We start from the raw sequence: 12,995 nt of genomic DNA, 5'->3' as shown, positions 1-12,995 counted from the left end.
AACCGGTCGGTCTGAGACACGCTCCGGCCGTACGCCAGGGGCGGGCCCGGCGATACGCCGAGCCCGCCCATGGGGCAACACCGGCCTGTCACCGGCGATTGTGATCATCCGAGGGGTGCGAGCCTGAACTGTTGGTTGGTTTGTCCGTGGCAGTCGTAGAGCTGGACCTGGGCGCCGTTGGAGGTGCTCCAGACGTCCAGGCATCGTCCGGATTGGACGCCGCTGATGGTGCCGTTGGAGTTGACGTTCCACTGCTGGTTGGTTCCGCTGTGGCAGCTGTAGATCTGGACGGCCGCGCCGTTTCCGGAGCCGGCCGCGTCGAGGCACATGGTGCCGTACACCTGGAGTTGTTTGTTCGAGGTGTAGGTCCATGCCTGGTTGGTCTGCCTGTTGCAGTTGTAGAGCTGGACGCGGGTGCCGTTGGTGCGGGACGCGTTGGGCACGTCGATGCACCGGCCGGACTGCGTGCCGACGATCTCACTGGCGGAGCCGGGCGGGACGGTGGGGGTGGGATCCGGCGTGGTGGGCGTGGGAGTCGGCGTGGTCGGATCCGAGGGCAGCAACGGGCAGGTGCTGCGGGAGGTGACCACACCGCTGGAGTCCATCAGCGGGCAGAGGAACTGGCTGTACCGGGTGTCGTTGTCGATGAACATCTTGACGAACGGCAGCATGGTCCGGACCATCACCGGGTTGGACCGTCCGACCATGAACCCATGATCTGCACCCGCGACCTCCAGGTACACGCTCTCGGTCGTGGCCGGAAGGCTGTTGTACAGGCCGGAGGCGTAGGACGGGGTGACGACCGTGTCCGCCTGCCCCGCGAAGATCATCGTGGGCACCCGGTCGTTGGCCAGGTTCGACGACGGCGAGTACGGCGCGATGCCGACCGCCGCCTTCAGCGAGGAGCGCCGAGTGGCCGCGCTCAGTGCGCCGCCGCCGCCCATGGAGTGACCGGCGACCGCCAGGCGGTTCGGGTCGACCCGGTCACGGACCGGGCTCTGCTGGGTCAGGTAGTCCAGCGCGGCGAGCAACTGGGTGCCTCGGGCCGTGTCGAAGTCGTTGCGGCTGTTGGTCTCGATGCCGATCACGACGAAGCCGTGCGAGGCCAGCCACGGTCCCATCCAGGCCAGTTCGGCGGAGAACAACGCGGTGTAACCCGGTGAGATCGCGATGGCCCCGAAGGTGCCCTGGCTGGTGTCGGTCGGGTAGTAGATCCGGCCGCCGTTGAAGCCGTACCCGGTCGGGACGGCGACCGACGTGTTGGCGAAGGGGCCGTTCACGGCGGTGACGCTGGTCGGGGTGGGATCCGGTCCCCGCTGGTACGGGTTGTCGGCGGCCGACGCCGACCCGGTCGCCAGGGTGATGCTGAGCAGTCCGACCGCGGCGGCGATCCCGGCCGCGGCGAGCTTGAACAGGCGTCCGCGGAGACCGGGGGACGCTCGGTCAGCAGGGGTGGCCCCCGCCGGCGGAAGGTGGTCTGCGGGTTCTCGCACTGTCGGTACCTCCTGGTGGTGGGTGAGACAGGGGCGGGCAAGCTCGGTGATGTGCCGGCCTGCCCGCCCCCGCGTTGTCCGATCGTTAGCGCTGCAGCGTCAGCAGACCCGGCCGGTACGGCAGCAGGCCGTAGTCGCCACCGGAGCTGGGGGATCGACCCTGGTAGAGCAGTTGCAGGTTGCACGCGTCGACCGTCATGGTCTGGTCGGCGCTGGTCCGCAGCAGCTCGCCGTGGCTGATGTCGTTGGTCCAGGTGGCGCCGCTGTTGGCCTTACCGGCGAACGGGTTGCTCTCGCTGGTGGCCTGGGGCGTCCACGAACCACCCAGGCTGCTGGCGGTGAACGAGCGGAAGTAGCGCCCGTTCGCGCCGATCGCCTCGACGATCATGAGGTACTTGTTCAGGCCCTGGAGCTTGTAGACCTGAACCCCTTCGAACAGGTTGTTCGTCGAGTCGGTCATGATCGTCGTGTAGTTCGAGCCGAAGCTGCCGGGGAAGTTCCCGATCGGCATGCTGGCCCGGTAGATCCTGCCGTTGTCACCGGCGAAGAACAGGTACATGTTCTGGTCGTCCCCGATGACCGCCTGGTCGATCGGGCCGGTGTTGGAGTTGGAGATGCTTCCGGTGAACAGCGTCTGCGCCCCGGACCACCCGTTCGCGTTCGTCGGGTCGCTGGAGGTCCGGTACGAGAACGCCGTGGGACCCCACTGATAGGCCAGCACCCAGATGTTGCGCGGCGCGAAGTAGAACAACGATGGCGCGACGGTCGCCGAGTTCATCGCGTTCTGGCTGGCCGAGCCCATCTGCGAGTAGTTGGTGAAGAGGCCGAAGTTCATCGAACCCCACGTGGTGCCGGTGTCGTGCGTGGTGGCGTAGACGAGTTGCTGCCCGTTGTACGGCGCGACGGTGAAGTCCTTCAGCGACACCCATCCCGACCTCGGCTGCGCCAGCGCGCCCGACGACGACCAGCGGTACGTCGAGGGGAGGTCGCACGTGCCACCGGTCGGCGGCGGCGTCGTCGTGGGCGGCGTCGTGGGCGGCGTCGTGGACCCGCCGGAGAACCGGAACTGCTGGTTGGTTTGTCCGTGGCAGTCGTAGAGCTGGACCTGGGCGCCGTTGGAGGTGCTCCAGACGTCCAGGCATCGTCCGGATTGGACGCCGCTGATGGTGCCGTTGGAGTTGACGTTCCACTGCTGGTTGGTTCCGCTGTGGCAGCTGTAGATCTGGACGGCCGCGCCGTTTCCGGAGCCGGCCGCGTCGAGGCACATGGTGCCGTACACCTGGAGTTGTTTGTTCGAGGTGTAGGTCCATGCCTGGTTGGTCTGCCTGTTGCAGTCGTAGAGCTGAACGCGGGTGCCGTTGGTGGTCGAGGCGTTGGGCACGTCGATGCACCGGCCGGACTGTGTCCCGACGATCTCACCGGCCGAGCCGGGCGGGTTGGTGGGTGGGTTGGTCGGCGGGTCGGTCGGCGGGTTGGTGGGGCCTGCGCTGTTCAGCGCCTCCAGGGTGGAGTTGTAGGCGGCCTTCTTGTTGCCGTTGCAGTCGAAGAGCAGCGGGGTGCCGCCGGAGCGCCACGAGTCACAGTCGCGAACCCCCCACACGGTGAGACCGTTGCAGCGGGCCACCGCCAGGCAGTCGTTGACCACACTGCGGTAGGTGTTGGCCTGTGTCGTGCCGGAGCCCTCGATGTCCAGCTCGGTGATCTGCACGTCCACCCCGAGGGCGGCGAAGCTGGACAGCGTGGTGCGGTAGTTGCTGTTGTACGGCGAGTTGGCGTTGAAGTGCGACTGGAAGCCGACGCAGTCGATCGGCACGCCACGCGACTTGAAGTCGCGCACCATGTTGTAGACCGCCTGGGTCTTGGCCCAGGTCCAGTTGTCGGTGTTGTAGTCGTTGTAGCAGAGCTTGGCGTCCGGGTCCGCCGCGTCGGCCGCGCGGAACGCCGCCTCGATCCAGTCGTTACCGGTGCGCTGGAGGTTCGAGTTACGACGGGCGCCGCTGTTGCCGTCCTCGAACGCCTCGTTCACCACGTCCCACGCGTAGATCTTGCCCTTGTAGTAACCGGCCACGCGGTTGATGTGGTTCAGCATGGCGCTGCGCAGCGCGCTGCCCTCCATGCTCTGCATCCAGCCGGGCTGCTGGGAGTACCAGGCCAGTGTGTGGCCACGAACCTTCCACCCCCGGGAGAGGGCGTGGTTGACGATCCGGTCCGCGTTGCCGAAGGTGAAGTTGTTCTGCTGCGGCTCGGTCGCGTCGATCTTCATCTCGTTCTCGGGAGTGATGCTGTTGAACTCCCGGTTGAGGATCGTCGTGTAGGCGCCGTCATTGAGCTTGTTCGCGGCGACCGCGGCGCCGAAGTACCGGCCGGACTGGGCCGCGGCGGCACCGAGGGTCGTCTCGGCGGCCTGGGCGAGATTGGGCAGCAGTGACGCGATCAGCACCGCAACTATCGCGGCAGTTCCGGAAATTGTGAGCGTTCGCAGGCGGGTACGCCTGGTGGGACTGGTTCGGGGAGCCATGCTGATCCTCCGGTGGTGGGGGTAGGACGTTCTCTTCTCTGTCGCTGCTTGAGTGGGAGCCCCGGTCGGGTGCCGGGAAGCGGTTGCGGGCCTTGGGTATCGCCAGGTGTGGACGGGATCACCTGGTCGGTGATGGTCGTGTGGGCGCCTCCAGGGGGCCAATGGATCTTGTTAGCGTTCACACTTATCGATGGCTCCTAGGTTGGCAGAAAATTCCAGGCCTTTCAACCGGTAGTTTCGGGCTTGTTACGGATCAGTAGAGGAAGGTCCGAGTCCCTTCGGGTGGCCGTTCGCCGACCGAGTCGTGAGATACGTTGGCGATCATCGATGTATAGCCGCATCGTCGGCGTATGACACGCGTCTGGTCGTCCGCACTGTTGCGCCGTCTGCGGCCGGGCCTGCTCGCCGCCGTCGTACTGTCGACGGCGGTGTTCGCAACCGCCCTGAGCGCCGCACCGGCGGCTGACGCCGGCACCGCGGCGCCGGCCGCGTACCCGGGGGTCGCCCCGGCGCCCGGTGCGGCCGCGACGTCCACCGTGGAGCCGACCGCCACCGCGCCGCCGACCGCGGCGCCCAGCACGCCGAACACGTCGCCGTTCCCGCCGAGCGCGCCGACGAACCTGACCGCCAGTTCGGTCACGACCAGGTCGGTCACCCTCACCTGGACGGCCGCCACGCCCGGCTGTTGTGCCATTGCCGGTTACGACATCGCGTATTACCAGGCGTTCAGCGACGTGATCTACAGCGCCAGCGTCGGTGATGTCACCACCACCACGATCACCAGCACCATCGGGCCAGGCCAGCAGTTCTCGTTCCTGGTGGCCGCCCGGGACGTCGTCGGACACCGCTCGGGCTGGGCGCCCGCGCTGACCGTGGTCACCCCCGTGACGGACACCGGACCGGACACCACCCCGCCGAGCGCGCCGCAGAACCTGACCGTCGGCGAGGTGACCGCCTCGACCGCCGCGCTGTCCTGGTCGCCGTCGACGGACGACGTCGGTGTGTCCGGGTACAACGTCTACCAGTTCGACGGCTGGTTCGTCTCGAGGCTGATCGCCACCGTGCCGGGTACCACGTACACGGCGACGCTGCCGTCGTCCACGCCGCTGCGTAACCTCTACTACGTACGGGCCCGGGACGCGGTGGGTAACGTGTCGATCGCGTCCAACACGGTCGACGTTCCCATCCCGCCGACCCCGCCGCCGTCAGCCTGCCTGGTGACGTACCGCAACCAGTCCGAGTGGCAGGGCGGTTTCGTGGCCACCGTGACGGTCCAGAACACCGGGGCCGCCCCGATCGACGGCTGGACCGTCACCTTCACCTTCCCGGGAGACCAGCAGGTCGCCTCGGCGTGGAACGCCACGGTCAGCCAGAGCGGTGCCACCGTGACCGCCCGGAACGTCGACTGGAACCGCGTCCTCGCGGCAGGCGGCTCGGCGACCTTCGGTGTCCAGGGACGGTGGAGCGCCAGCGACGCGCCGCCGACCAATTTCGCACTGAACGGCGCCCCCTGCACGGTGGGCTGAGCACGGCCCGACCGCACTGCGAGGTGGGACCTCGCCCATCGTCCTGGTGAAGAGGAGTCTCGTGAGCACCCAGTCGACGACCCGCCCTCGCAGCGCCCTGATCGGGGCTGTCGCGGCCGGCATTCTCGCCGTCTCCACGACGGTCGGCGGCGTACCCGCGCCCGCCTCAGCCGCGAACACGCTCACCATGCGGGGCGCCGACGTCTCCTCGTTGCAGCGCAGTCTGGACCTGGGCGCCAGGTACTACGACGCCGGGGGTGCCGCCCGCGACCCGCTGGACATCCTGAAGTCCGTCGGCGTCAACTACGTCCGACTACGCGTCTGGAACAACCCGAGCAGCGGCTACAACAACAAGAGCAGCGTGTTGGCCCAGGCGAGGACGGCCAGGGCGAAGGGCCTCAAGGTGCTCATCGACTTCCACTACTCCGACACCTGGGCCGACCCCGGCAAGCAGTACAAGCCGGTGGCGTGGGCCGGCCACAGCCTGAGCCAACTGCGTGCCGACGTGTACGCGTTCACCTATGACGTCTGCTCCAGCCTGCGGGGGCAGGGCACCCCACCGGACAGCGTGCAGATCGGCAACGAGATCAACGTCGGGATGCTGTGGGACGAGGGCAAGGTCGTCAACAACGACTTCGCCCCGCTGGCCGGCCTGTTGAAGGCGGGCTACACCGCGACCAAGGCGTGCGGCAGCGGCATTCCAGTGATGATCCACACCGCCAACGCCGACAGCAACGCCAACGCCCGGTGGTTCTACGACGGCATCCGCGCCCAGGGTGTGCAGTGGGACATCACCGCGCTGTCGTACTACTGCGTGTGGCACGGCAGCCTGGCGAACCTCTACAACAACATCGTCGACCTGCGCGGTCGCTACGGCAGACCGGTGGTGATCGTGGAGACCGCGTACCCGTTCACCCGCAACAACGCGGACAGCGAGCCGAACGCCATCGGCGACGCGACCTGTGACGGGATCAGCGCGACGTGGTCCGGGCAGGCCCAGGAGTTCGACTGGGTCCAGAACACCGCCCGCAACGCGGGTGCGATCGGTGTCTTCTACTGGGAACCGACCTGGTACGCCGTCAGGGGCAACGGCTGGGATCCGGCCAACATCAACGGCACCGGAAACCAGTGGGACAACATGGCCGTCTTCGACTGGTCCGGGCGGGTGAACCCGGGCGTGCGGTGGACGCCCTGACCCGTCGGGGGGACGCGCGCCGCCGGCTCCTGGCCGTCAGGCCGGAGATGGCAACGACCTAACCTCCTAGGATGCCCTGCACGCGGTGCGGTTTCCCACCACCGCCCGGACCCACCCTCCGCGGAGCCGCTCTCACCAGCGGAAACGTGACTCTGCGGAGGCGGTCGCGCACGTGCTGAGAGCACCGCGTCCGCTGACGGAGCGACAGGAAAATTCGCGCCGAAATTCGGTAACCAAATCGGCTGGCCAACCCGTCAGGTAGGTGACGGATCGCCACGGCAGGCGATCAGCCGAGGAGGGGGACCGGACATGGGCGGCGTCCGTGGGCACTTCAGGGACGATCTGGCCCGACATCCGGCCCCGCCGTTGGGTGACCTGGTCGAGCAGGCGGTGGTGCAGGGCCGCCGGCTGCGTCGCCGGCGTCGATTGGCGCAGGTCGGCGCCAGCGGGTCGGCGGTGGTGATGCTGCTCGTGATCGGCCTGGCGGTCGGGCCACTCGGCGACGGTGCCGATGAATCCGCTCAGCGCGGCGGGTGGAACGGCGGTTCGCCGGGTGACCCGGTCGGCACCGCCACGCCGTCCCCGGGCGGGTTCGAAAAGGGCGTCGACGACGTGGAGCCAGAAGGGCAGTTGGTGGGGCCGACCCCCTCTCCCACGGTTATCGACACCGTGCGGATCGGGGTGGCGCCGGGCGGCGAGCAGCTGACCACCACGCCGCAGGGCGCTCTGGAGTTGTTGACCCGGCTCCTGCCCAGAGGGAAGACCAGTGGTTACGTGATCCTGCCGAGCACTGGGGCAGGACCTGGTATGCCGTACGTCCAGCTCTACCTGGATCGCGGCAACGGACCCGGCATGGTGCGGCTCTCCATTCACCAGGACAACCTCGGCGGCGACCTCGCCCCCGGGACGGTGGAGCTGACCGAGATCCCCGACAACTGCGTGCAGAACAAGGTGGTCACCGTGCACCACCGCGGTGGCCTCCAGGTTGACGTGATGATCGCTACCTGTCGGAGTTGGGACGGCAAGGGCAACTGGGCGGCACCGTCCGTCCTCTCCGTGAAGGAGGCGACCGAGATCGCCGCCAACCCGAGCTGGGGGACGACGATGCCAGCCGAGTTCGTCCAAAGCGGTGCCAAGAACTTCGCGTCGGTGGCCCGGTCGAATGGCTGACGACGACTTCGTCGAGTTCGCGCAGGCGACCGTCGGCCGCCTGCGCGACGCCGCGTTCCTGATGTGCCGCGACTGGCATCTCGCCCAGGACCTCACCCAGACAACCCTGGCCAAGGTGTACGCCAACTGGAGGCGGGTCCGCCGGGCCGACGACCCCCACGCGTACGCCCGCAAGATACTGCTGCGCTGCATGATCGATCAGCAGCGGCGACGCTCCCGCCGCGAGTTGCCGATGTCGACGCCGCCGGAACGGGGCGAGGAACATCCGGCCGAGCTGCGCATGACGTTGCTGGACGCGGTCGCCACCCTGCCGTTGCGGGATCGGGCGATCATCGTCCTGCGCTACTGGGACGACCTGAGTGTGGAGACAACTGCCGAGGTGGTGGGCGTCTCCATCGCCGTCGTCAAGAGCCAGAGCATGCGCTCCCTCCAGCGCCTGCGTGAGTTGCTGGGCGAGACCCGTTTCGAGCTGTTCGCCGAGGAGCGCCATTGACCGGTCCCGGTTGCGGCGGGGGCCGTTGACGTCGGACCACCGGCCGGCAATGTGGCGCCGGTAGTGCGGTGGTGAGGAACGTGCCGGCAGGCATCGGCGCCTGAAGCGCGACCTGCGGTGGCAGATATTTACCTTTTGGGGAGGTTGTTGGTGTCCGTATCGAGCAGCAGGACGTGCCGAGGCCGGGTTCGCGGCAGCGGCCGAGGCTCGGTCGCTGTCGTGCCGTTGGTCCTGTCGACATTGGTGGTGCTGGCCACGGGGTGTCATCGGTGGGAGCCCGGCGTCGGCCCCGACCAGCGACACACCGTCAACGCGGAGCTGGGCGATCGCGGCATGCTGCTGCGGGCGGGCGATCTGGGTTCGGGCTGGCGTGCGGACGATGGCCGAACCGGTCTGCCGCCCTGGCCGTGGGAGCAGGACGACTGCCCCAACTATCGGAGCAGCGATTACTCGGCCAAGTCGCATCGGCGCGCTGCCGTGGAGCGTTACTACCGGCCCTCGGACGGTTCGTCGCAGGCCCACCACGTCGTGGAGACGTACGAACCGGGATGGGCCGAGCGGAACGTCGATGACGTCCGTCGGGTCCTCCTGCGCTGCGCGAGTTACCCGGTCCTCGGATCGCAGGTCTCGTTCGATGTCGTCGATTCCCAATATCTGGAGGGCGTCGGCATGCTCATCCGCGGCCGTATCGGGCACGCCGACAAGCCGAACACCGTCACGTACTTCGTGATGGTGAAACGAGGCGAGACGGTCTCGACGGTCCGGCTGCCCGACCTGGGCAGCCGGGCTGCGGTGGACTCGATCGCGGCGCAGGCGGTGGTCCGTCTTGGCTGAGCGGGAAGGTCGTCAGGTGACACGCCGCTGGGTCGTCTCCGCGGTCGCCCTGTCTCTCACCGGCGTCGCGACGGCCGCCTTCGGTGCGACGCGCGGTCACCACGGCGACGGAGCCGGCCCGGTGCGGGGTTCCTCCCCGGCCAGTCCGATCCCCACGACGCCGGCCATCGACCGGATCGCTGTGGCACGAACACGCATCAAGGCCTACCTGGAGCGGTACGACGGCCACGTCGCGGTCGCGGCACTCGATCGGCAAGGGACGGCTGGGGTGACGGTCGGTGCGAAACGGTTCGAGACCGCCAGCATCGTCAAGGTCAATATCCTTGCGGCGTTGTTGCTGCGGCAGAAGCCACCGGGCAAGGCCCTGGGTTCGGACACCCGACGGTTGGCCGAGGCCATGATCGTGTCCAGTGACAACGCGGCGGCGGTGGCGCTGTGGCAGAGGATCGGGGGCTCGCGTGGTCTCACCGCCGCGAACCGGGCACTCGGTCTGCGGGAGACCAAGCCCAACTCGCACTGGGGGCTCACCACGACCACGGCGGCGGATCAGCTCCGTCTGCTCACCGCGCTGACGTCGCCGACGGGACCGTTGACCCCGTCGGACCGTACTTTCATCATGGGTCTGATGAGCAGCGTGATTCCCGAGCAACGGTGGGGAATCACCGCCGCGCGGGAGCCGGGCAGTCGTTCCGTCTACGTCAAGAACGGCTGGGACAACTCTGATGCCGACGGCGGCCGTTGGCTCGTCAACAGCATCGGCCGGGTCGTCGAGGCCCGTCATGACTGGCTGATCGCCGTGCTGTCGGACCATCACGTGAGCCAGGAGGCAGGCGTCCGTGTCGTCGAGAAGGTCGCCACGTACGTGCTCACGGAGATGCGCGCCGCCACCGCGGACGACGGTCCGGCACCGGGGTAGCGCGCGTGGCTCGTGCGGGGGAGTGAAACCCACGGCGGCGTGAACACCGGCCCCGCGCGGGCCACCCCGAATGGTGGGTGGTGGGGGCAGGTCACGCGCGGGCGGGCTCGAAGAGTTCGACGGGGTTGCCGGCCGGGTCGTCCAGGACGATCTGCCGGCCGCCGGGTCCGGTGATGACGTCGCTGCGGAACCCGACGCCCGCGGCGCGCAGGTCGGCTACCTCGCTGTCGATGTCGGTGACGATCAGGTGGATGCGGTTCCAGCCGCCGGGGTGTGGGCGGCGTCCGTCGGGCATGGCGCGTGCCGCGGAGCTGTCCGGGCCGGACAGCAGCAGCCGCAGGTTGCCGCGCTGCACGTCGGCGAACGCGGGTAGGAACGTGGTGATCGGGGTGAATCCGAGGTGGGTGGTGTAGAAGTCGAGTGCGGCGGCGACGTCGTCGACGAGGTAGCGCACGCTCACGGTGCTGTCATCGGTGCGGTTGGTCATGAGGTCTGCTCCAAGCGGTGGGCGAGAGTGTGCAGCAGGAAATTGATGCGCGGGGTGAGGTCGTCGGCGACCCGTTCGAACGCGGGTAGCTCGCCGGGCTCGGCGGCCGGGTCGGGGATGCTCCAGTGCACCGGTCGCGGATGGCCGGGGAACTCGGGGCAGATTTCCTTGACGCGGTCGCACAGAGTGATCACGAGGTCGAAGCGTTGACCGGTGAACTCGTCGAGGTGTTTGGGCCGGGCGCCGGTCAGGTCGATCCCGCGCGCGGCCATGACGCTCACCGCGTGCGGATGGATCGGCTTCGGGTGGCTGCCGGCGCTGAACGCGTGCACGGCCCCGGCAGTGCGGTCGCGGAGCAGCGCTTCGGCCGTCTGTGATCGCGAGCTGTTGCCGGTGCACAGGAACAGCACCCGCCCGGTCACCGAGGCGGCGGGCGCGGGTCGGTGGAGTCGTAACCCGGGGTGCAGGGCCGCGCCGGTGCCGGACAGCAGGTCTCCGCAGCGGGCGAGGTCGAGTGAGTAGTAGGTGTCGCGGCCATCCGCGCTGCTGCGTCGGCTGGCCACCAGCTCGGCCTTGCGCAGCTTGGCCAGGTGATAGGAGACGAGATTCTGTGGTTGGCCGAGGAGCGCGGTCAGCTCGTGCACGGCGAGGTCGCCGCGGGCCAGTTCACTGAGCAGGCGCCACCGCACCGGGTGCCCGGCGGCGAGCACGAAGCCGGGTGGCGCGATGGTGTCGGGTTTCGCTGACTCCACGCCCGCAGATTACATCAAATTGATTTGATGCAATAGGCGATGCCGATTACGGGAGGAGGTCGATGCCGGAAGCGCACTCCGGCCCAGGGCGGTGACGCCCTGGGCCGGAGTGGTGTTGCGGTTGCCGTGTTGCCGATCAGCCGACGTTGATGTCGCTGCACCACATGTAGGTCTGGTCCATGTGCGACGCCTTCCAGACCACGAACAGGATGTGCTTTCCGCTGCGGTCCGGGAGCGAGACGTTGAACGAGATGTTCTGCGCTGGCGCGTAACGTCCGGTCGTCGTGATCAGGTCCAGGTTGCCCCACCCGAGCTGCTGGGTGGCCGGGTTGAATCCCTGCTTGGTGACGTAGACCCGGAAGTAGTCAGCGCCGTGGCTGGCCTGGTCGTACATCTGGACCGTCAAGTTGCGGCTGACGTTGGTGGCCCGCCACGCGCCGGGCTGGTTCAGCGAGTTGTTCCTGGAGAGGGCGTTGCTGCACAGCTGGCCGTCCGGGGTGCGGGCCTGGAACTGGCCGGCGAGGCCGTCACGCAGTTGGCTCATCCAGTTCCACATGGTGTCGGGGTTGGCCTGGAAGGCCTGCCAACACATGGGGTCCTGCTGCTGCATGGCGGGGTTCATGTGCTGGTTTCCCCAGGATTGCCAGCACTGGTAGGCGCGACTCGCCGGGTTGATGACGGTGCCGTGGGCCTGGGCCGCGCCGGTCCAGGGCAGCGTGCCGATCACCATGGCGAACAGCAGGGCGAGCGCCTGGAGAGACCGACGGATGGTTGACCGGGATCGCCCGCCGGATTGGTCGGACTTGTGGGTGAGCACTGTTCATCCTCCGTTCTTCGGTACGAGCGATGGGAACGCTCCCAAGTAACTCTCGCATCTATAAACGTAAATATCAATGCTGATCTATTTATAGTCGGATGTGGATCGAGCTGTCCGGGTACGACCGGCCCGTCCGGCTGTGCGACATGGTCACAGGCCGGCGGCGGCGTCGTACCGGCGGCGCAGGTCGGCCATCTCCGGGGCGGCCAGCGCCTCCTTGAGCGCCAACTCCGCGTACTTGGCCGGGAACATCTGCCGTACCCGGTCGGTGAACATGACCTCGGCGGTCGCCTCGACCACCTGGATGCCCGGTGGGTCGGTGGACATTTCCATGATCACGGGGCCGGCCAGCTTGACCGCCACATCCCAGGGACGCTTCTGTTCGGCGACCCCGCAGAGGTGGAAGCCGTAGACCGTCTGAACGTCGGCGAGCGCGGTGACCTCGGTTGGCTCGTAGCCGTAGACGTGGACCCCGCAGATCACCGCCGGCTTCTCGGTGGCCACCTGCTGGACACTGTGTCCGGCGTGGTTGTGCTCCCCGGGGTCGGCCTGCTCGAGCGTGGTGCGCATCCGGGCCATGATCTGCGCGTGCAGATCCGCCGGCTTCGACTCCGGGCCGGCCCGATTGACCAGGACGACCGCGCCGGCTGACACCGTCAGCAGGATGACCGCCACCCACACCAGGCGGTGTCGGTACCACCCCGCCAGACTCTCTCGGGAAATCATGATCGCTTCTCACCTCGTCGCCGGTTCTGGTGTGCTGGCAGGCCGAATCGGACGCCGCGGACGCGTCA

Annotated in this window: 12 protein-coding genes; 6 read left to right on the top strand and 6 right to left on the bottom strand. The window is 68.1% G+C overall.

The window, feature by feature from the left end; genetic code table 11:
* Window positions 1-104 precede the first annotated feature (104 nt).
* Both EV382_RS12765 and EV382_RS12760 read right to left on the bottom strand, forming a co-directional pair.
* The gene (locus EV382_RS12765; protein ID WP_130401777.1) at window positions 105-1,493 is read right to left on the bottom strand and encodes a poly(ethylene terephthalate) hydrolase family protein; all 1,389 of its coding nucleotides are present in this window, start codon (window positions 1,491-1,493) and stop codon (window positions 105-107) included.
* Between the two features lie 85 nt (window positions 1,494-1,578).
* The gene (locus tag EV382_RS12760; protein ID WP_130401776.1) at window positions 1,579-4,011 is read right to left on the bottom strand and encodes a non-reducing end alpha-L-arabinofuranosidase family hydrolase; all 2,433 of its coding nucleotides are present in this window, start codon (window positions 4,009-4,011) and stop codon (window positions 1,579-1,581) included.
* Window positions 4,012-4,361: 350 nt separating this feature from the next.
* Here EV382_RS12760 and EV382_RS12755 point away from each other — a divergent pair, with 350 nt between their 5' ends.
* From EV382_RS12755 to EV382_RS12730, 6 genes are all read left to right on the top strand, one after another.
* On the top strand, window positions 4,362-5,537 hold the full coding sequence (locus EV382_RS12755) for a cellulose binding domain-containing protein (protein ID WP_130401775.1): 1,176 nt from the start codon (window positions 4,362-4,364) through the stop codon (window positions 5,535-5,537).
* Window positions 5,538-5,598: 61 nt separating this feature from the next.
* Window positions 5,599-6,732, top strand: a complete 1,134-nt coding sequence (locus EV382_RS12750) for a glycoside hydrolase family 53 protein (protein ID WP_425271894.1) — start codon at window positions 5,599-5,601, stop codon at window positions 6,730-6,732.
* A gap of 309 nt (window positions 6,733-7,041) precedes the next feature.
* Entirely contained in the window at window positions 7,042-7,902 is an 861-nt protein-coding gene (locus tag EV382_RS12745) for a hypothetical protein (RefSeq protein ID WP_130401774.1), read from the top strand.
* A complete protein-coding gene (locus EV382_RS12740; RefSeq protein WP_130401773.1) occupies window positions 7,895-8,395 on the top strand; it encodes a SigE family RNA polymerase sigma factor in 501 nt (166 codons plus the stop codon). The genes EV382_RS12745 and EV382_RS12740 overlap by 8 nt, the downstream gene beginning before the upstream one ends.
* A 243-nt stretch (window positions 8,396-8,638) precedes the next feature.
* Window positions 8,639-9,229, top strand: a complete 591-nt coding sequence (locus EV382_RS12735) for a hypothetical protein (RefSeq protein WP_130401772.1) — start codon at window positions 8,639-8,641, stop codon at window positions 9,227-9,229.
* A 16-nt stretch (window positions 9,230-9,245) separates the two neighbouring features.
* Window positions 9,246-10,145, top strand: coding sequence for a serine hydrolase (locus EV382_RS12730; RefSeq protein WP_130401771.1), 900 nt, complete (start codon window positions 9,246-9,248; stop codon window positions 10,143-10,145).
* A 91-nt stretch (window positions 10,146-10,236) separates the two neighbouring features.
* Here the strand turns inward: EV382_RS12730 and EV382_RS12725 are convergent, their stop codons facing one another.
* The 4 genes from EV382_RS12725 to EV382_RS12710 form a co-directional block, all read right to left on the bottom strand.
* Complete coding sequence (locus EV382_RS12725; RefSeq protein ID WP_130401770.1) at window positions 10,237-10,632, bottom strand: VOC family protein; 396 nt, start codon at window positions 10,630-10,632, stop codon at window positions 10,237-10,239.
* Window positions 10,629-11,384 carry a metalloregulator ArsR/SmtB family transcription factor gene (locus EV382_RS12720; RefSeq protein WP_130401769.1) on the bottom strand — a complete coding sequence of 252 codons (756 nt, stop codon included), beginning with the start codon at window positions 11,382-11,384 and terminating at the stop codon, window positions 10,629-10,631. The genes EV382_RS12725 and EV382_RS12720 overlap by 4 nt, the downstream gene beginning before the upstream one ends.
* 136 nt (window positions 11,385-11,520) lie before the next feature.
* A complete protein-coding gene (locus tag EV382_RS12715) occupies window positions 11,521-12,201 on the bottom strand; it encodes a lytic polysaccharide monooxygenase auxiliary activity family 9 protein (RefSeq protein ID WP_208758391.1) in 681 nt (226 codons plus the stop codon).
* Window positions 12,202-12,351: 150 nt separating this feature from the next.
* Entirely contained in the window at window positions 12,352-12,927 is a 576-nt protein-coding gene (locus tag EV382_RS12710; RefSeq protein WP_130401768.1) for a hypothetical protein, read from the bottom strand.
* Between the last annotated feature and the right edge of the window lie 68 nt (window positions 12,928-12,995).

Source organism: Micromonospora violae (assembly GCF_004217135.1).
Taxonomy (GTDB): domain Bacteria; phylum Actinomycetota; class Actinomycetes; order Mycobacteriales; family Micromonosporaceae; genus Micromonospora; species Micromonospora violae.
The sequence above is the reverse complement of the archived record's forward strand: the minus strand, read 5'-3'. Positions and strand labels throughout refer to the sequence as shown.